This window comes from Rhizobium sp. AN6A, from assembly GCF_900215635.1.
Classification (GTDB): Bacteria; Pseudomonadota; Alphaproteobacteria; order Rhizobiales; family Rhizobiaceae; genus Agrobacterium; species Agrobacterium tumefaciens.
Map to the genome: position 1 here is coordinate 1819823 of NZ_OCNC01000003.1, position 19044 is coordinate 1838866.

A 19044-nucleotide genomic window follows, 5' to 3' on the forward strand; every position below is an offset into this window, starting at 1 on the left:
CGTAGCGAATTTTCGCCGCGCTTGCGTAGATCAAGGGCCAAGGCATTTCCGATTCCCTGCGGGTCGGAGATGTTCTGGAGAAAGGCAAGAAGCCAGAATGGGAACTTCAGATACCATGCAGCCAGGATTCCTCTCGATTCGTTCACTGACCAAGCGCTACGAGACAATCGTCGCCGTGGATAATCTCAATCTCGAGATTCCCAAGGGCGAACTGGTTGCCTTCCTAGGTCCTTCCGGCTGCGGCAAGTCGACGTCGTTGCGCATGATTGCAGGCCTCTCTCCTGTCTCCTCGGGGTCTATCCTGATCGACGGCAAGGACGTGACGAAACTTGCGCCTTACAAGCGTGACATTGGCCTCGTTTTCCAGAGCTACGCGCTCTTCCCCCACATGACGGTCCTCAAGAATGTCATGTTCGGTCTTGAAATGCGCAAAGTGCCTGCTGCCGAGGCGGAACGCCGTGCCCGTGAGGCCATTGCCATGGTGCGTCTGGAAGGGCGTGAGGACCGCCGCCCCGCCCAGCTTTCCGGAGGCCAGCAGCAGCGCGTCGCACTGGCGCGCGCCCTCGTCATCCAGCCGTCCATTTTGTTGTTTGACGAACCTCTTTCCAATCTCGACGCAAAGCTGCGCGACGAGATGCGCGCCGAGATTCGCCGTATCCAGAAACAGCTTGGCATCACTTCCATCTTCGTCACGCATGATCAGGTCGAGGCGCTCAGCATGTGCGACAAGGTCGCTGTGCTCAATGGCGGGCACCTGGAACAGCTTGGCACGCCGCACGATCTCTATGAGCGCCCGGCGACGGCATTCGTCGCCTCCTTCGTCGGTCGCACCAACAGGCTGGTCGGCAACGCCGCCGGTGACCGCATCACGGTTGGCGATGCGGTGCTGCGAGCGCCCGGCGCGCACAGCGGTAAGATCGACCTGATGGTGCGACCGCATCGTATGGCCATGACCGTCGCTGGCGACGCCGTCCCCGATTTCGACGGAGCGCCCGTCAATCGCATCGCCGGCGAAGTCCGCGATGTCTATTATGCCGGCGACATCCTCCACTACGAGATCGCCGCTGGCGGGCAGACCCTGTCCGTGGAGCGCGCGACCTCCGGCGGTGAAACGCCGGTCGCAGCAGGCAGCGCGGTCAGTCTCGTCTGGCGCGTGGAGGATACTCTGGTCTTCGGAGCAAACCGATGACGGCGGCGGTCATGATCACGGCTCCCGGTGGCCGTACCTCTTCCATCGTGTTTCTCGCAACCCTTCTTCTTGGACCCATCATTGCGGTCAACGGTCTGGCCTTCGTGTTGCCCGTCTTCAACCTGCTGCTGCTTTCCTTCCGCGAAAGCCTCGGTGGCGGCGGTCTCGGGGAAGCCCATACACTCGACAACTGGTCGTCGACACTGACCGACGGTTTTTATATCGAGCTGATTGGTCAGAGCATCCTGACCAGCCTTATGATCACCGTTCTCACGCTGCTCGCCTCCTATCCCATCGCCCTCTACCTTCACCGGGCGCAGGGTCGCTGGAAAACGCTTTTGCTAGTGCTGGTCATTTCGCCGCTTCTCACCTCGGCGGTGGTGCGCACTTATGGCTGGATCGCGATCCTGGCCGATGACGGCCTCATCAACAACATCCTCTTCGCACTGGGCGCGGAAGGCGGGGTGCGTCTACTGTTCAACAAGATCGGCGTCGTCATCGGGCTTACCGAAATCCTGATGCCCTATATGATCCTGGCGCTCCTCGCCGGCTTCGGCAGGCTTGATCCTCGCGTCGAGGAAGCTGCGGAAACGCTCGGCGCATCGCCCTGGAAAGTGTTCTGGCGGATCATCGTGCCGCTCACCATGCCCGGCGTGGCGCTGGGTTGCCTGCTCTCCTTCGTTCTGGCCGTCAGTTCGTTCATCACTCCCAAGCTGCTCGGCGGCGGCCGCGTCTTCCTTCTGGCAACAGAAATCTATGATCAGGCCATCGTGACGCTCAACTGGCCACTCGCCGCTACGCTTTCGATGATCATCCTCGTGATCTTCGGTGCCGCCCTGGTGCTCTATTCCCGGCTTCTGCGGGCCATTCTGTAAAGGAGATCGAAGATGGAAGAACGTCCCGCTCCGCTGGCGCTGAAAATTGTCGCCTTCATCATGTTCCTTTTTCTGCTTGCGCCTGTGGTGCTCGTCGTGCCGATCTCGTTTTCGGCCGACAGCTACATGACCTTCCCGCCCTCCGGCTGGAGCCTGCGCTGGTATGTGGATCTCATGCACAATTCAAAGATGATCGGCGCCCTGGGCACCAGCACGCTCCTTGCGGTCATCGTTACCGTGCTGTCCATGCTGATTGCGCTGCCCGCCTCCTATGCCATCGTGCGGATGCGGGTGATTGGCGCGGATACATTGCTCGCCTTCTTCACCGCGCCGCTTCTTCTGCCGACTATTGTTCTTGGCCTTGCGATCCTGATCGTCTTTGCCGGTGCGGGCCTGCTCGGTACATTCACGGGTCTGGTGATCGCGCATCTAATCATCGTGTTACCCTATGCGCTGCGTGTACTCACCACGTCGCTTGCGGGCCTGCCGCTGATCTACGAGGAGGCCGCCTCCACGCTCGGGGCGTCACCTCTTACCGTCTTTCGCCGCGTCACCATGCCGATGATCGCGCCTGGCATCGTTGCAACGGCAGCGCTTTCCTTTCTCGTCTCGTTCGATGAAGCCGTGATTTCGCTGTTCCTCACCGGTCCGCGCATCACGACGCTTCCCGTTGCCATGTATCAGCATGTCGAAACCCAGGCTGATCCGCTTGTTGCCGCCATCTCCGTTCTTCTGATCGTGCTCACGCTTGCCGTCGTCCTGATCGTGGACCGCACGGTGGGCCTGACGAAGACTTTCGTGAAGTAAGGGGCCGGAAAAATGGCTTATCGACAGATCGCAGCCGGCACGACCTATCGTTTCGACGATCTGAAAACCCTGATGGCAAAGGCGACGCCGGAAAGGTCAGGTGACCAATTGGCCGGGATCGCGGCGGAAGGGCCGGTGGAGAGACTGGCGGCGCAGATGGCGCTGGCCGATCTGCCGCTTTCCACCTTTGTTGCACAGGAATTGATCGCCTCGGACGAGGACGAGATTTCGGCCCTGATCGCGCGCCAGCACGACGCACTGGCCTTCGCGCCGGTGTCTTCTCTGACGGTTGGCGAATTTCGCGAGTGGCTGCTCAATTCCAAGGTCGGGCACGCGGAACTTGAAGCGGTAAGTTGGGGTCTGACACCGGAAATGGTGGCGGCAGTCTCCAAGATCATGCGTCTGCAGGATCTCGTGACGGTATCGGCCAAACGGGAAGTCGTGACCCGTTTTCGCAACACGATTGGTCTTTCCGGCCGCCTTTCCACCCGCAACCAACCCAATCATCCGACTGACAGTTCCCGTGGCATCGCCATCTCGGCCATTGACGGGTTGCTGCTGGGGAGCGGCGATGCGGTGATCGGTGTTAACCCGGCCACCAGCGCTGTGACGGACTATATCCGCGTCGTGCAGTTGCTTGACGATCTGCGGCAATGGCTGGACATTCCAACCCAGACCTGCTGCCTTGGCCATGTGACGACGGCTATCAGGGCGATGGAGCGCGCTGCACCCGTCGATCTGGTTTTCCAGTCGATTGCGGGTTCCCAGAAGGCCAATGCGGGCTTCGGCATTGATCTTGCCGTTCTGCGAGAGGCTCATGAGGCTGGTCAGTCGCTGAAGCGCGGAACTATCGGCAGCGACCTCATGTATTTCGAGACGGGGCAGGGGGCTGCCCTGTCGGCCGATGCGCATTTTGGTGTCGATCAGCAAACGATGGAGGCGCGTGCCTATGCCGTGGCGCGCGAATTCTCGCCGCTTCTGGTGAATACCGTCGTCGGCTTCATCGGTCCGGAATATCTCTATAATGGCAAGCAGATCATTCGCGCCGGGCTTGAAGATCATTTCTGCGGAAAGCTGCTTGGCCTGCCGATGGGTGTCGACGTCTGCTACACCAACCACGCCGATGCCGACCAGGAAGACATGGACGTGCTGCTGACCATGCTGTGCGCCGCTGATGTGAACTTCGTCATTACCGTGCCAGGCTCGGACGACGTCATGCTGAACTACCAGACGCTTTCCCATCACGATTCAATCTATGCCCGCGAAACGCTGAAGCGTCGGCCTGCGCCGGAGTTTGAGGAGTGGCTGGTGAATATGGGCGTGACGGATGCCGCCGGCCATATGATCGAGAACCCTGCGCTGATGAACCGCGGGCTTCGCGAACTTGATTTTCTTGGGAGAGACGCCGCCTGATGCGCGACCGCCGGCCCTCCCTCATCTCCAGCCCGCCGGAACGTCTCAAGGCCCTGCGTGTGGCAACAGATGCACGCGTGGCGCTCGGCCGCACGGGTGCAAGCCCGCCCACGCGCGCGGTACAGACATTTTTGTTGGATCATGCGCAGGCGCGCCAGGCCGTATGGCATCCGCTGGATATTGATAAAGTGGAGCGCGACTTGCGCGCTTGGGGTGCGGATGTCTTGCATGTCGCAAGCCGCGCGCAGGACCGTGCGGATTACCTGCGCCGACCCGATCTCGGCCGTGCTCTTTCAGACGAGGGCCGTCTGGCGCTCGACGGGCAGGCCAAGGGAGCCGATGTCGCATTGGTAATCGCCGACGGGCTTTCCGCAACGGCTGTGGAGATGAATGCCGTGCCGGTGGCAACGGCGTTGCTTAATTCACTCGCAAGCAACGGATTGACGGTTGCGCCGATCACGCTTGCCACGCAGGCACGGGTTGCGCTGGCGGATGATGTGGGAGCCGCGCTCGGCGCAAAGGTGGCGGTGATCCTGATTGGCGAGCGGCCGGGCCTTTCGGCAGCCGACAGTCTTGGCGCCTATGTCACCTTCGGGCCGGAGACCGGGCTGCCGGATTCCCGACGCAACTGCATTTCCAATATTCGTGATGGTGGCGTGCCGCCCGTCGAAGCGGCGGGGAAGATCATGACCCTGATCAGCGCCATGTGCCAGCAGGAGACAAGCGGCGTGACGTTAGTTGAATCCGAAAAGCCTCTGACGGCTTTGTCCGACTAGAAACAAAGCAGATCTCTTTCATAGCCACGAACCGGCAAGGTGCATCGGCTTGATCCGTTGCGCCTGTTGATTTCGCTTTCGAACCACGAAAATAAAGGCAAGCCCATGGTCCAGAGCCTCTCCACAGCATTCGACGTTGCCGTCATCGGTGCCGGGGTGGTCGGTTGCGCGGTTGCCCGTCGTTTCGCACTGGCTGGTGCGAAGGTCGTGGTCATCGAGAAGGGGTCCGATATTCTTTCCGGGGCATCGAAGGCCAACAGCGCTATCCTCCACACCGGCTTCGATGCGCCCGAAGGCAGTCTGGAACTGGAATTGGTGAAGGCTGGTCGGGCAGAATATCTGTCCATCCACAGGCAGATGGGCCTTAGCCTCGTTGAAACCGGCGCGTTGGTCTGTGCGTGGAATCCCCACGAGGCGCAAAGCCTGGAGGAGATCGCCGAGCAGGGGCGACGCAACGGTATTGCCGAGCTCGGTCTGCTCACGGTCCGGCAGGCCCGGGAATCCATGCCCGGCTTGTCCGATCGTCTTGTCGCAGCACTCGAAGTTCCGGGTGAACATGTCATTGATCCCTGGTCCGCGCCGCTGGGCTATCTTACGCAAGCGGTGGCGCTTGGCGCGCAGCTGATGCGCAACGCCGAAGTCCTGTCCGGTGCGTTTGATGGCGCGTGGCGGATAGAGACGACGGCCGGTCCGATCCTTGCAGCGAGCGTTGTCAATGCGGCCGGTTTGTTCGGTGATATCGTCGATGCACGGCTGGGGCTTGTCCCAGACTTCACCATCAAGCCTCGCAAGGGACAATTCGTCGTCCTCGATAAGGCCGCCCGCCAGCACGTGCCGCGCATCATCCTGCCCGTTCCCACCGAAATCACCAAGGGCATCGTTGTGTGTCCAACCGCCTTCGGCAACGTTCTCATCGGCCCGACGGCGGAAGAACAGGATGACCGCGAGCGTGCGACGGTAGAAACGGCGGCACTGGAAGCGCTGCTGACGCGCGGCAGGGAGATCGTTCCGGCACTGGCCTCCATTCCCGTGACTGCTGTCTATGCCGGCTTGCGCCCGGCCTCCGAGAAGAAACATTACCGGATTTCCGCACGGCCGGACCGGCGCGCGATCACGCTTGGCGGCGTGCGATCCACCGGTCTCAGTGCGGCACTTGGTCTGGCGCAGCACGCTCTTGCGCTTCACGAAAGTTTCTGCACGCGCTTCGTGCCCCCGCCCGCAGTGCCTGATGTGACGATGCCGAACCTGAGCGAAACCTGCGAGCGGGACTGGCAGCGCGCCGATCATGGCGAAATCGTCTGCCATTGCGAGCTTGTCACCCGTCGTGAGATCGAGGCGACATTTTCCAGCCCGGTGCCGCCGGGTGATTTCGGAGGTCTGCGGCGGCGCACCCGCGCCGGCATGGGGCGCTGTCAGGGGTTTTACTGCAATGCCCGGCTGGCCGCGATGACGGGCGACCGTCTGGCTGTACCGCTTGCGGTCCGTCCGGGAGACGACCGATGAGCACCCGGAAGCCTTTTCAGCAGATGCACGAAAACGTTCCGGATATAGATGTAATCGTGGTCGGCGGCGGCCCGGCGGGCGTGGCGGCAGCGCTGGAGCTGAAAGCACGCGGCGTCGCGCGTGTGACGATCCTCGAGCGTGAGCCAGCCCTTGGCGGCGCACCCCGTCATTGCACACATTCGCCTTTCGGCATGCGCGAATTCGGACGCGTCTATTTCGGCCCGGCCTATGCGCGACGTCTGCAGCGCCAAGCGCAGGATGCGGGTGTTGATGTTCGCACCGGTCATTCCGTGGTGGAACTCGGACAGGACGGTACGCTGCTGGTTACGTCTGCGCGCGGCGTGGAGACATTGAAGGCCCGGCGCATTGTGCTGGCGACCGGCGCGCGGGAAACGCCACGCTCAGCGCGGCTCCTGCCGGGCGATCGGCCGGTGGGAGTGATCACCACCGGCACGCTGCAATCCTATGTCGCCTTTCACGGCATCATGCCCTTTCGCCGGCCGCTTATCCTTGGTTCGGAACTGGTTTCCTTTTCCGCACTTCTCACATGCCTGACGTATCGCGCGCGTCCGGTGGCGATGATCGAGCCTGAGCCGGAACCGCTGGCGCGGTCGCTTTTCCGGTGGTTTCCCCGATTGGTCGGGGTGCCCTTTCATTGCCGCGCAACACTTGTGGACATTCGTGGGCGCGGTCGTGTCGAGGAGGCCGACATCCGGCTGGCAGATGGCCGTATCCTCACCGTCAAGTGCGATGGTGTTCTCCTCACCGGGCGGTTCACGCCGGAGGCAGCGCTTCTGAACGCATCCCCTGTTGATGTGGCGGCAGGCAGCGGTGGCCCGACGATCGATCAGGACGGCCGGATGGCCAACCCGATGTTCTTCGCCACGGGGAACGTATTGCGGGCCGTGGAAACGGGTGGCTGGTCGTTTCGCGAAGGCCGCCGCGTGGGTGCTGCCGTTGCCGACGATCTCACCCGCGAACCCTGCAACGCAAAGGCAGTGCGTATCGCTTTCGCCGACCCGCTCAAACTCGCGGTACCCACCATGGTGCGATCGGGAGGACTTGACCGGCCGGCTTTTCGCGATTTTCAGCTGCGCTTCATCAGACGTGTTCAAGGCAGGCTTTCGCTTCATCTTGATGGAACGGAAGTGTGGAGCAAGTCCGGCCTGTGGCTGCCGGAACGCCGTGTGCTTGTGCCCATTCCCCGCGCTGCAGTTGAGGCGACCCAGATTGCCTTTCACTTTCAGGAGACGAATTGATGCGCATAGCGGCGATCGATCAGGGAACGACGTCGACCCGATGCCTTGTGATAAGCGACGGTGGCACGGCGGAACTCGTCTCAAGCCTGCGTCATGCACAGTTCTATCCAAACCCCGGCCATGTGGAGCATGACCCGGAAGAGCTGTTGCGCAACATCCGCGCGGTACTGGCCGCTGCCGGGCCGGTAGATGCGATCGCGATCGCCAACCAGGGCGAGAGTTGCCTGGCGTGGGATGCCGAGAGTGGGGAAGCGCTGTCGCCGGTCATCGTCTGGCAGGACGCCCGCACCGCCGAAGCCTTGGCCGATTTGCCCCAATCGGCTGCGGAACGATCGAAAGAGATTTGCGGATTGCCGCTCGATCCCTATTTTTCGGCGAGCAAACTGTCGTGGTTGCTAAGGCACAATCCGGCGGTGGCACGGGCGGGAGCCGAAGGGCGGTTGCGCCTGGGCACAACCGACGCATTCTTTCTGGATCGGCTTGCAGGCTGTTTCCGCACCGACCTTGCAACGGCCTCGCGCACGGGACTGCTTGATCTGGCAACCGGTGCCTGGAGTCCGGAACTCTGCGCTCTTCACGGGGTGCCGCTGGATTGTCTGCCCGCAATCGGTCCTATTAATGGCGGCTTCGGTTCCATCGAGGGAACGCCCATCCGCGTTTCCATCGTCGATCAGCAGGCGGCGCTTTATGGGCACGGTTGCCGCAAACCGGGCGATTGCAAGATAACCTTCGGCACGGGCGCCTTCCTGTTGGCCATCGCTGGTCACGAACGCCCGTTGGCGGGGGAGCTTCTGCCCACCATTGGCTGGCAGAAGCAAGGCGGCGCGGCCGTTTTCGCCATCGAAGGCGGGGTTTATGATGCCGGTGCCGCGCTCGAATGGGCGCGAAAGATCGGCCTTTATGCTGACAATACTGAACTTGACGGTTTTGAGGGTTCATCGGCCGTTCGTCGTGGACTGGTGTTCGTGCCTGCATTTTCGGGCCTTGCTGCGCCATATTGGGATAGACAGGCCGTGCCGCTTTTCATCGGCATGGACCACGCGACCGGGCGGAGTGACATGGTGCGCGCCCTGCTTGAGGGCATTGCCTTGCTGACGGTTCGGTTGATCGAAGCGGCGCAGTCTGTCGTTCCCATCGGTGATACGATTTCGATAGATGGCGGCTTGTCGAACAGTCGCTATTTTGCCCGTTTCCTGGCCGCTGCCAGTGGTCGGAGCATCTGCGTGCCGGCCATGCGGGAGTTGACGGCGCTTGGTCTCGCGGAACTGTGCGATGTCGATGTAACCGCCATGCGAAAAGATGCCGAGATAGTCAAACCCGATGGATCGGTCGAACAAGCGGATCACGCTCGCTTCGCACGCGCCATAGACAATGCAAGGGGCTGGCGGGGCGGTTGATGTCCCCTTGGAATAGCCGGTTAATCGGCATGAGTGGTGTGATCTATAACGGTCGCCTGCTCTTGCGGCTTGCTGGTGGCTGAGCATCCTGGTCCTGCCACCCAAAATGCCCAACGCGCGGCGCGGCTTAAATTACCAAATCTTTAGTTGTGTACCAGTTCGCCAATACCTAGCTTGATGGCGAGGCTGCATCCGGTCTGGACATAAGCAAGGAACCGGTAAGCCTGTTTCCTGTTCTCATCCCGGAAAGACCATTAGTTCAAGGTCGAGATACCCGTCATGACTGTTCAGGACTGCAGACATACCATGATGCGCACCGGACTGGATTCTGCACCGGGCGCGCCTGGCATAGAAGCGCGCTGGACGTCGAGCGCCAAAAACGGGGTCGGCACTGCGCTGTCAGAAGCATCGCCTATCTGGTTCACGCTCAGCCACGGCATTCTGAACGAGGTCTATTATCCGAGGATAGACAGTGCCTGCACCCGATATCTTGCGCTTGTCTGCGATCTGCCCTGGCGGGCCGATCGTTTTTACTTTCTTTTGGCCAAACACAGGGAATTGGGAAAACCAGGATTTCACCGTTCGCCTCGGCGAATGAAGTACATATCGCGCATTGGACAAATGGAGTGTCAGCATGCAGATCGGAATGGTTGGGCTTGGACGAATGGGCGCAAACATGGTGCGCCGTCTTCTGGAACAGGGTCATGATTGCGTGGTCTTCGACGTCAATCTCGACAATGTCGCAGCATTGGTGAAGGAAGGCGCAGTTGGCGCGAGCTCGCCAGACGACCTGGTCGCGAAGCTGTCACCGCCACGCGCCGTCTGGCTCATGCTGCCCGCGGCAATAACGCCGAAAATTGCTCGTGACTTTGCCGCCAAACTGCAGGCGGGCGATGCCATCATCGATGGCGGCAACTCCTTCTACCGCGATGCCATCGATTTGGCGGCGGAATTTGCGCCCCGTAGCATCGACTTCATCGACACCGGTACATCCGGTGGCGTCTGGGGTCTGGAGCGCGGCTATTCTCTGATGATCGGTGGCCCGTTGGGTGCCGTGCAGCGGCTCGATCCGATTTTTGCCTCCCTTGCTCCCGGTGCGGGCCAGGGCATCGCGGCCGATCCCGTCACCGGCACGGCGCCACTGGGATATCTGCATTGCGGACCGTCAGGCGCAGGGCATTTCGTCAAGATGGTTCACAATGGCATCGAATACGGTGTCATGGCCGCCTATGCGGAAGGCCTGAACATCTTGAAGGCCGCCAATGCCGGCACGCAGCACCGGGAGGCCGATGCGGAAACGGCGCCGCTCGCCCACCCTCAATATTATCAGTTCGACATCGATCTTCCTGCCGTGACGGAGGTCTGGCGGCATGGGTCTGTCATTGGCTCGTGGCTGCTCGATCTGACGGCGGAGGCGCTGAAGCAGGACCCTCATCTCGACCAGTATGGCGGGCGGGTGTCAGATTCCGGCGAAGGGCGCTGGACCCTTCAGGCGGCCGTCGAAACGGGCGTTCCGGCCCCTGTTTTGGCTTCCGCCCTGTTCGAGCGCTTCTCCTCACGCGGTGAGGCGGAGTTTGCTGGCAAGGTACTCTCGGCCATGCGCAATGCCTTTGGCGGCCATCTGGAAAAAGCAAAATGAGGGCGCCGGCCATGGATAAGCAGCGATCGGACGTGCTCGTGGTGTTCGGTGCCACGGGCGACCTTGCCTACAAAATGATCTTTCCTTCCCTCTACGCCATGGTGAAACGCGGCGCGCTTCAAACGCCAGTCATCGGTGTCGCCTTCGATGACTGGTCGCGCGATCAACTGATCGCGAGGGCGCGCGACGCGGTTGCCAGCCACGTCGACAAGATCGATGAAGCCGTCTTCGAAAAATTCGCTTCTCAACTGCATTACGTGTCCGGAGACTACCGGAACGAGGCGACATTCGAAAAGCTGCGCGCCGCACTCGGTGACCACGGGCATCCGCTTTATTATCTCGCCATTCCGCCGTCACTGTTTGAAACCGTCGTGACCGGGCTTGATAAGGCCGGGATAGCCGCCTCGGCACGATTGATGGTGGAAAAACCCTTCGGCCGCGACCTTGCCTCGGCCGAGGCGCTGAACCATGCGCTGCATGCGGTTTTCGAAGAGGATGCCATTTTTCGCATCGACCATTTTCTCGGCAAGGAGGCCATTCAGAATCTTCTTTATTTCCGGTTCGCGAATGCGTTTCTTGAGCCGGTCTGGAACCGCGACCATGTTGAAAGCGTGCAGATCACCATGGCCGAGGATTTCGGCATCAAGGGACGCGGAAAGTTCTATGACGAGGTTGGATGCATCCGGGATGTGATCCAGAACCATCTCATCAACGTGCTGTTGCTACTGGCCATGGAGCCACCGGCAACAAGCGCTTCGGATGATCTTGTCGATGAGAAAGTGCAGATCCTCAAAGCCATGCCACCGCTCAGCCGCGATGATGTGGTGCGTGGCCAGTTCGACGGTTATCTCGACGAACCCGGCGTTGCGCCCGGCTCAAGCCGCGAGACCTTTGCCGCCGTGCGGTTTCGCGTGGCGACATGGCGCTGGAACGGCGTGCCTTTCTTCATCCGCGCCGGAAAGAACCTGCCTGCCCATGCAACCGAAGTTGTGGTGCGTTTCAAGCGGCCGCCGATAGCGCTTTTCGGCGATGTTGAGACGGCGGCCGCAAATTATGTGCGCTTCCGGCTCGGGCCAGATATCGCCATCGGCATTGGCGCGCGCCGCAAGGCTGCCGGGGACAGTATGCTCGGCGAGGCGGTGGAACTGGGCGCTGTCGATGACGGCATCGGCGACATGGCGCCTTATGAACGGCTGATCGGTGACGCGATGGCTGGCGAGCGCCAGCTTTTCACCCGTCAGGATGCGGCAGAACTCGCATGGAAAATCGTTGAGCCCATTCTCGACGACCCGGCAGTGCCGCCACGCTATGCCGTGGGAAGCTGGGGTCCGGTCGAGATGGAGAATTTCGCGCCGCCCGGCGGTTGGGTCGATCCGGAGTGACGCCCATGCAGGCAAATACGACGGACGGTAGTTCAATGGCACAGGACCGGATCGTTTTAGCGATCGATATCGGCGGCAAAAGCGCGTCACTGATGTCGTGGATCGCCTGACTGCCGCCCTTGAACCGGACGAGGTAGTTATCGGCGGCGGTAATGTCGAAAAACTCGATACCCTGCCGCCCGGATGCCGCCGCGGAGACAACGCGCTTGCTTTCGAAGGCGGATTCCAGCTGTAGGAGAACCCGAACCTCATCGTCTAGCCGGTCAAATATGCTAGGTCCGCTGCTTCGTCGATAACCACGCAATCGGCGCGGCGGATCCTCTACCTAATCGGTTGGAGGCTTCTCGGCCGACACCCATTTGTTCCTGCCTGTCTGCTTGGCGCTCAAAAGCGCAGCGTCCGCCCGTTCCAGGACGCTGCTCACGGTTCCGGCGCCCGGTGAAGTTGCGATGCCGATGGATATGGTGATCGAGTCAAGCAGACGGCCCCGGTAGGTGAAAGGTGCGCGCTCGACCGCGTGCCGGAGTTTCTCCGCAACCTTGATGGCATCTTCAATGCCCCCAGCCGGCATGAGCACGGTGAATTCCTCGCCGCCGAAACGGAATAGTTCACCCAGACCCCCGACAGCTTCCGAAAGCACCTGGGCGACATATTGCATCACCGCGTCTCCGGCATCATGGCCAAACCGGTCATTGAAGCGCTTGAAATGGTCGATGTCGAGCATCAGGCATGCAAGCGAATTGGTTGGCTTTTCAATATGCCTGTTCAGCGTCTCATCAAGCGATCGACGGTTCAAAAGACCAGTCAGGGCGTCTTGCCGTGCCATGCCAACCAGCCGCTGCCGAAGCTGGAGGTTTGCAACGGCAAGGCCTATATTTTCGGCAAGGAGTTCCAGATATAGCCGCTCTAACTCCAGCGTCTCGTTACTCTGCGGAATTTCAAGATACAATAAGCCGACGGTGTCTCCCAATGCCGTGAGTGGTATGCACAGGCCGGTTCCGAAACTGCCATGGAGGTGATGGCAGACGACATCGTCTCCGCCCGGGTTGCTGGCGTGGGGACGCCCGCGACGGAGAGCCCAGCAATCATCGATCGAAAATTCCGGGGCGGAAAACGAAGGATCGGACCATTGTCCGGTCGATTGTAGAATCGAACTGTGTTCCTTGAGAACAAGCAGGCGGCCGGCAATGGCTGGGAAAATCTGAGGCATGAATTTCGAAACGACGTCGGACAATTCTTCCTGATTCTGGCAGGCCTGAATCCGATGCATCATCTGCAGGATCAGGTCCTTGATGCGTTGATTCCTGCGGTGCTCCGCGTCAAGCCGTTCCCGTTCCAGCCCGTTGCTGCGGAAGATCCTGATAGCCTGGTTCATTTCACCGATTTCGTCACGCCGGCCTTCGTCGGGCAGGTCGATACTGTAGTCCTGCCGGGCAAGGCGCGTGACGATGTTGCTCATTTTGATAAGCGGCAAGGCAACGCGTCTGCTGAGGACAAAATAGAGTACGGCCACAAACATCAGGGCGGTGAGCGCAAGCATCACCTTCGCGATCGATCCGTAGAAATCGCTTCGGTCTTTAGCCTGGTCAACCATTGCCTGCGAGCGGGCGGCAATGGCTTCTCTCAGCATCGCGACGGTTGTCAGCAGGTCCGTATGCAGTCCATAGTGCTCATCGCCGAACAGGACCTGCTGTGCATCGTTCTGGCGGCCGGATCGATAAAAACCGATTGCATCGCGCTCCATCTTGTCCAGTGCGTCGGCGCTCTTTCGTATGTCCTGAAATGAGCCTGCCTCTTGCGGCGAAACACCAAGAGCTGCGAGTTTGTCCAGGGTGTTTTCAAGGTGCTTTTCCTGATCTTCGTCGACGTAGAATTTTGCGAGATGTTGCTCGTCGCCCCGCATGACGTAAAGACGCGCCTCCTCGGTGCGCTCGTCCGCAATGATCGCCAGTTCTTCGGCGAGATCGGTCAGTTCGAGGTGATCCTGGATTGCCACCCGCTCTTGAGAAGCGCTTCTGGCCGATAGAATGAATGTGGCCGCCGATACTGTCGTGAGCACGAGGGTGACAGCATAAGCCAGGTTCGTGATGGTACTAAGTCGCATGATGGCGCCGTATGCTTGCCGCACGGCATGACAACCGGGTGCGGCGGGGTCCAATTTCAGAGTCTGCTTATGTTAGGCCATCTCGTCAAACGGGAAGTCAACACGCGGTTAACCGTCAATATGATCTGTCGCACCGCGGGCCAAGTCAGGCACCCCATGGCGATGCACCTGGACCGTCTCCACCAACGGTCACAATATCCGCTAGCGCGATTCCGGTATGTCGGCAGCGGGCCAGAAAGCCGTGTATTTAGAGGCTTTTGAAAAGCCCCGCGCAGCAACGGAATTATATTTCACGACGCATCACAAAGCCGTGAAACCTTTCGACGCATCGTTCGTTTAGCGCCCATGATCGATAATGACGCAGGACCGAAGCCGGTCGTTGGTGCCGACGAGACTGGCACCCCAACCGCATCCGAAAACGATGCTAATGAAAACGATGATCCGCTCCCGCCAGAGGAGATGGAACCTGCTTTGGGCTTGACGCCGGAGGAGGCCGAGGAGGCTCGCAGGAAATATCTGCTGAAGCGCTTCTGGATCAGCGCGCGAGGTTTCTGGAGCCGTCGCGGCGATCGGCTGGCCTGGCTGTTTTCGCTCGGGCTTCTGGCCATGATCGGCATAAATGTCGGTTTCCAATATGGCATCAATGTCTGGAATCGCGGGATTTTTGATGCGATTGAGAAACGCGACGCGTCCACGGTCTATTTTCTCGGATCCGTCTTTCCGCTGCTCGTCCTGGGAAGCGTCTTCATCGTTACCTCGCAGGTCTATGTCAGGATGCGCATTCAGCGGCGCTGGCGCTCCTGGCTGACAAAGGCGCTCGTTGGAAGATGGATTGCGAATGGCCGCTATTATCAGCTCAATTTGATCGATGGTGACCATCAAAACCCCGAGGCAAGGCTCTCGGAGGATATGCGTATTGCCACCGAGGCGCCGGTGGATTTTGTTTCCGGTGTCATAGCTGCATTCGTGTCTGCCTCTACCTTTATCGTTGTCTTGTGGACGATTGGTGGGGCTCTCACGGTCTCCATCGCGGGTGTCTGGATCACGATCCCCGGCTTTCTCGTGATTGCGGCCGTCATCTATGCAATCATCACATCCAGTTCCATCGCCTTCATTGCCCGGAACTTCGTCAAGGTTTCCGAAGTCAAGAACCAGGTTGAAGCGGAGTTCCGCTACACGCTCACGCGCGTCAGGGAGAATGGTGAGAGCATCGCCCTGCTTGGCGGTGAAGACGAGGAGCGCAGCGATCTGGACAAGCGCTTCGGCAATGTCCGGCGGCAGTGGCGTCTTATGGCACAGCAATACATGCGGACCACGGTCGTATCGAATGGATCTATGTTGATTGCCCCCGTCGTACCCGTTCTGCTGTGTGCGCCGAAGTTTCTCGATGGAAGCATGTCCCTTGGCGAGGTAATGCAGGCTGCTTCCGCTTTCACCATTGTCCAATCCGCATTTGGCTGGCTGGTCGACAACTATCCCCGTCTGGCCGACTGGAATGCCTGCGCGCGACGTGTTGCCTCCCTGATGATGTCGCTCGATGGCCTGGAGCGGGCCGAAAAGAGCGACACTCTCGGTCGCATCGTGCGCGGCGAAACGGAAGGCGCTACGATACTCAGCCTCAAGGATGTGTCCGTTTCTCTCGGTGACGGAACGGCCGTCGTCAAGGAGACGGATGTCGAAATCGGCGCGGGTGAGAGAGTGCTTGTCGCGGGGGAATCCGGCTCCGGCAAAAGCACGCTGGTTCGGGCCATTTCCGGTCTCTGGCCATGGGGTGGAGGTAGCGTCAATTTTCGCGCCGGCAGCCGATTGTTCATGCTACCGCAGCGGCCATATATTCCGGCCGGCACGCTACGTCGGGCGGTCTGCTATCCGCAACCGGCCGAGAGCTGGACGCCGGAAGAGATCGGGGCCGCTCTCGACAAGGTCGGTCTGGGTCAGCTCAAAGACAAGATCGAAGACGACGCGCCGTGGGACCAGACGTTATCAGGTGGCGAAAAACAACGGCTGACCTTCGCACGCCTGTTGCTGAACGCCCCCGACATCATCGTCATGGACGAGGCGACAGCGGCTCTGGACGAGAAAAGTCAGGACAAGATGATGCAGACGGTAATCGATGAACTACCCGATGCGACGATCGTAAGCGTGGCGCATCGTGCCGAACTGGAAGCGTTTCATAGCCGGAAGATCACATTGGAACGGCGGGAGGGGGGCGCAAAGCTTGTCAGCGATATCGATCTCATTCCTCGCAAGGCGAGAGGCTCCATGCTTCGGAGAATAGTCAAGCGGAGGTGATGGCACCGACGCTTGTGCCGACCGGCTTGAATGCGGAGGTTGGAGACTTGGTGGCCCTCATTGTCACTGCGGAGAATTCACCGACCACTTTGGCGAGAACGATCACAAATGAGGGCTTGCCGCGGATCGAAGTGCAAATCGGCACTTCTGCTTTCCCGGTACCCTGGAACAATCGTGCATTTTGTTGGTTGGTTTGCATCCCTAAAATGGCAACAAGGGGCAGCGTGTTATGAATAAATTCTTCACTCGCTTCGCAAGCGCTATAGCTTCATTTTCCGGCTCTCCAACGGCTTTCATGGTGGCTCTCGGAACTGTCCTCGTCTGGGGGATAAGCGGACCGCTGTTTGGGTTTTCGGAGGTCTGGCAACTGGTCATCAATACGGGTACGACCATTGTCACCTTCCTGATGATTTTCCTCGTGCAGAATTCACAGAACAGGGATTCCGCGGCGATGGAAGCAAAACTCGACGAGCTGCTGCGGGCGGTGGAGCAGGCGCGCGACGACTTCATCGGGATCGAGCACCTCACTGAAGAGGAAATCGAAAAGATTCGTGCCCGTCTCGAAAAGGAAAGCGGCCCGGATAGTGATAAGCCGGCACCCCATCATGCCATGGCCCGCTTGCTTTCCCGACGTTAGTGGCAATTACCTTTAGCAGGCGCGTGTCAGGCGTGCTCTATGCGCAGAGGGAATTCGCCGCGGATCAAAAGTGGCTCGAAGCCGTCACCGAAACGTCCGAGGCGGATCAGCCCTTTAGAGTATCGGTAACTGTCGTAATAGAAGACCAGATTACCCCATGGCGCGTAATAAGCGATGTCGCCAGGACGTGCGTTATCGAACGGGTCCCCGCCCTGGGACGGATATTACCTCTATTACCCCAGCCGTCGCCAGGCATCACCGGCGTTCGTCAGGGTTTTAGAGGCCCTGCGATATCGGGTTTGACGGGCGTTGGCGGTCCCCCTGTGGATGTCTGCAACCCGGAACGACCCATGTCCGACTTTCGTCTTCTCTGCGCTCGCTGCGGCTGACAAGTCCTGATCCTAGATCAGCAGATAGCTGGCTTCAGAAATGCGTTGAACAATGGCTTGCCCCGCAAGGACGATAATGTCGCCCTCCATCGGTTGATGAGACCGCAGCAAGTGTTTGTCGATCGTCAGCAGGAAATGCGATGAATGCAGTTCGCCTGGGGAAATGGAAATGTAAGACCAGCGATGCCATGCAAATGGCATGGTGGCGAGGCCCATTCCCAGCAATCCCTTGAGGCGCATCGACCATGTTGACGAGGACTTGGCGTGGCGCGCAGCATCGGTTGCAACGGCACCTTCGACAATATGCTGTTGGTTCCAGGTTGTGTGGCCATGGTTGATCTTCCATGCCTCGGGGTCATCGTTTGCCAGATCGATCTTCGATTTTACCGGCTCGGCGATCAGCGCGACGTTCGGACTGAGAAAGCGTGGAACAAAAGAAAACGGCAGGCTGCGGATTTCGCGCAGAGGGGCGTTGACGCGGATAAGCTGCGCCAGACACCGCCAGTCGAAGCCCTGATGTGACGTATGGTGCGCGGGCACCCGGTCCAGCCGGTATAAGCCTGCCCAAAAAGTCTCTTTCAGATTGCCGGATTGCCGATTGTAGCCCATGAGGGCCGAACCCCAGTTCTTGATCCATACGGCTGGACCGACTTCGACGGGTACCGTAACCAGGAAAATGCGGGGACGAACGATCGCGCAGACGTGCTCGATGACACGGACGGTGCGGTTGAGGTGGATATGTTCAAGCGTTTCCAGCGCGATGACGATGTCGGCCTCGATCGTTTCGTAAAGGCTCTCGTCGGTGGCATCGCCGACGATGAAACGGCAGTTTTCGTAGTTGCTGTAGCGATTGCGCGCGGCCTCGATGAAGATTGGATCGTAGTCGATACCGACGTAATCGACGTCGAATTTTTCCAGAATATGTCCGACCGCGGTTCCGGGGCCGCAGCCGATATCCAGTATTCGGACCTTCCGATTGCCGACGTCCTTCTGCACTGTTTCGAGGACCTCAAGCAGCTTTCGATAGCGGCCCGCGTGCAGAAAGCGCGTCAGCCAGTTGAAGTTCTGCATTTTTTCGTAAGTCGTCGCGAACGTACCCATCCAATCCGCCTCCATGAACCGTAGATGATGTCGTCTCGCGCTCCCTGTTATCGTAAAGATCGTGCGCGACCCGGCGTTGTATTTTTGAAGTCTGGCACGGCCTGCGTGACCTGCAACTCGACCAAAAGGCTTAAGTCGGAAGCAGGAATACCCACCCTGCCTCCTCTTAAAGGCAGATATCGAGGTGGTGGACGGTGAATCAGCCAGTTCTGACCGGCCGTCCTCTCCCTTTTGGTATGCTGCCGATGCGCAGGGCCTCGTTATACCTTTCAGGGAGGCGC

At 59.8% G+C, this 19044-nt stretch carries 14 protein-coding genes and 4 pseudogenes; 15 read left to right on the forward strand and 3 right to left on the reverse strand.

Going from position 1 to position 19044, the window contains the following annotated elements:
• The first annotated feature begins 115 nt into the window (after positions 1 to 115).
• From CRO62_RS12240 to CRO62_RS27635, 12 genes and pseudogenes are all read left to right on the forward strand, one after another.
• Positions 116 to 1189, forward strand: a complete 1074-nt coding sequence (locus CRO62_RS12240) for an ABC transporter ATP-binding protein (protein ID WP_019566397.1) — start codon at positions 116 to 118, stop codon at positions 1187 to 1189.
• Positions 1186 to 2064: an ABC transporter permease gene (locus CRO62_RS12245; RefSeq protein ID WP_097100327.1), complete on the forward strand. Its 879-nt coding sequence runs from the start codon at positions 1186 to 1188 to the stop codon at positions 2062 to 2064. Before CRO62_RS12240 ends, CRO62_RS12245 begins: the two co-directional genes overlap by 4 nt.
• A 12-nt stretch (positions 2065 to 2076) precedes the next feature.
• Positions 2077 to 2871, forward strand: a complete 795-nt coding sequence (locus CRO62_RS12250) for an ABC transporter permease (RefSeq protein ID WP_013761321.1) — start codon at positions 2077 to 2079, stop codon at positions 2869 to 2871.
• Between the two features lie 12 nt (positions 2872 to 2883).
• Positions 2884 to 4284: an ethanolamine ammonia-lyase subunit EutB gene (locus tag CRO62_RS12255; RefSeq protein WP_065705387.1), complete on the forward strand. Its 1401-nt coding sequence runs from the start codon at positions 2884 to 2886 to the stop codon at positions 4282 to 4284.
• The gene (gene eutC / locus CRO62_RS12260) at positions 4284 to 5060 is read left to right on the forward strand and encodes an ethanolamine ammonia-lyase subunit EutC (protein ID WP_097100328.1); all 777 of its coding nucleotides are present in this window, start codon (positions 4284 to 4286) and stop codon (positions 5058 to 5060) included. Before CRO62_RS12255 ends, eutC begins: the two co-directional genes overlap by 1 nt.
• A gap of 105 nt (positions 5061 to 5165) precedes the next feature.
• Complete coding sequence (locus CRO62_RS12265) at positions 5166 to 6563, forward strand: NAD(P)/FAD-dependent oxidoreductase (protein WP_097100487.1); 1398 nt, start codon at positions 5166 to 5168, stop codon at positions 6561 to 6563.
• Positions 6560 to 7822, forward strand: a complete 1263-nt coding sequence (locus CRO62_RS12270) for an NAD(P)/FAD-dependent oxidoreductase (RefSeq protein ID WP_097100329.1) — start codon at positions 6560 to 6562, stop codon at positions 7820 to 7822. Before CRO62_RS12265 ends, CRO62_RS12270 begins: the two co-directional genes overlap by 4 nt.
• Positions 7822 to 9219, forward strand: coding sequence for an FGGY family carbohydrate kinase (locus tag CRO62_RS12275; RefSeq protein ID WP_097100330.1), 1398 nt, complete (start codon positions 7822 to 7824; stop codon positions 9217 to 9219). The genes CRO62_RS12270 and CRO62_RS12275 overlap by 1 nt, the downstream gene beginning before the upstream one ends.
• A gap of 306 nt (positions 9220 to 9525) precedes the next feature.
• Positions 9526 to 9720 (forward strand): annotated as a pseudogene (locus tag CRO62_RS12280) (hypothetical protein); the annotation flags it as partial.
• A gap of 133 nt (positions 9721 to 9853) precedes the next feature.
• Complete coding sequence (gene gnd / locus CRO62_RS12285) at positions 9854 to 10858, forward strand: phosphogluconate dehydrogenase (NAD(+)-dependent, decarboxylating) (RefSeq protein WP_097100331.1); 1005 nt, start codon at positions 9854 to 9856, stop codon at positions 10856 to 10858.
• Between the two features lie 11 nt (positions 10859 to 10869).
• The gene (zwf, locus tag CRO62_RS12290; RefSeq protein ID WP_179783935.1) at positions 10870 to 12240 is read left to right on the forward strand and encodes a glucose-6-phosphate dehydrogenase; all 1371 of its coding nucleotides are present in this window, start codon (positions 10870 to 10872) and stop codon (positions 12238 to 12240) included.
• A 76-nt stretch (positions 12241 to 12316) separates the two neighbouring features.
• Positions 12317 to 12475, forward strand: a pseudogene (locus tag CRO62_RS27635) (ROK family protein); the annotation flags it as partial.
• A gap of 90 nt (positions 12476 to 12565) precedes the next feature.
• On the opposite strand, the gene CRO62_RS12300 reads toward CRO62_RS27635, so the two are convergent.
• On the reverse strand, positions 12566 to 14344 hold the full coding sequence (locus CRO62_RS12300) for a diguanylate cyclase (RefSeq protein WP_097100488.1): 1779 nt from the start codon (positions 14342 to 14344) through the stop codon (positions 12566 to 12568).
• A 345-nt stretch (positions 14345 to 14689) separates the two neighbouring features.
• Here CRO62_RS12300 and CRO62_RS12305 point away from each other — a divergent pair, with 345 nt between their 5' ends.
• Positions 14690 to 16636: an ABC transporter ATP-binding protein/permease gene (locus tag CRO62_RS12305; RefSeq protein WP_097100333.1), complete on the forward strand. Its 1947-nt coding sequence runs from the start codon at positions 14690 to 14692 to the stop codon at positions 16634 to 16636.
• A gap of 229 nt (positions 16637 to 16865) precedes the next feature.
• The gene (locus CRO62_RS12310) at positions 16866 to 17273 is read left to right on the forward strand and encodes a low affinity iron permease family protein (protein ID WP_097100334.1); all 408 of its coding nucleotides are present in this window, start codon (positions 16866 to 16868) and stop codon (positions 17271 to 17273) included.
• A gap of 26 nt (positions 17274 to 17299) precedes the next feature.
• On the opposite strand, the pseudogene CRO62_RS12315 reads toward CRO62_RS12310, so the two are convergent.
• A pseudogene (locus CRO62_RS12315) lies at positions 17300 to 17476 on the reverse strand (cyclophilin-like fold protein); the annotation flags it as partial.
• On the opposite strand from CRO62_RS12315, the pseudogene CRO62_RS27640 reads away from it, so the two are divergent.
• A pseudogene (locus tag CRO62_RS27640) lies at positions 17460 to 17576 on the forward strand (LysR family transcriptional regulator); the annotation flags it as partial. The pseudogenes CRO62_RS12315 and CRO62_RS27640 overlap by 17 nt on opposite strands.
• A gap of 98 nt (positions 17577 to 17674) precedes the next feature.
• On the opposite strand, the gene CRO62_RS12325 reads toward CRO62_RS27640, so the two are convergent.
• On the reverse strand, positions 17675 to 18763 hold the full coding sequence (locus CRO62_RS12325) for a class I SAM-dependent methyltransferase (protein WP_097100335.1): 1089 nt from the start codon (positions 18761 to 18763) through the stop codon (positions 17675 to 17677).
• Positions 18764 to 19044 lie beyond the last annotated feature (281 nt).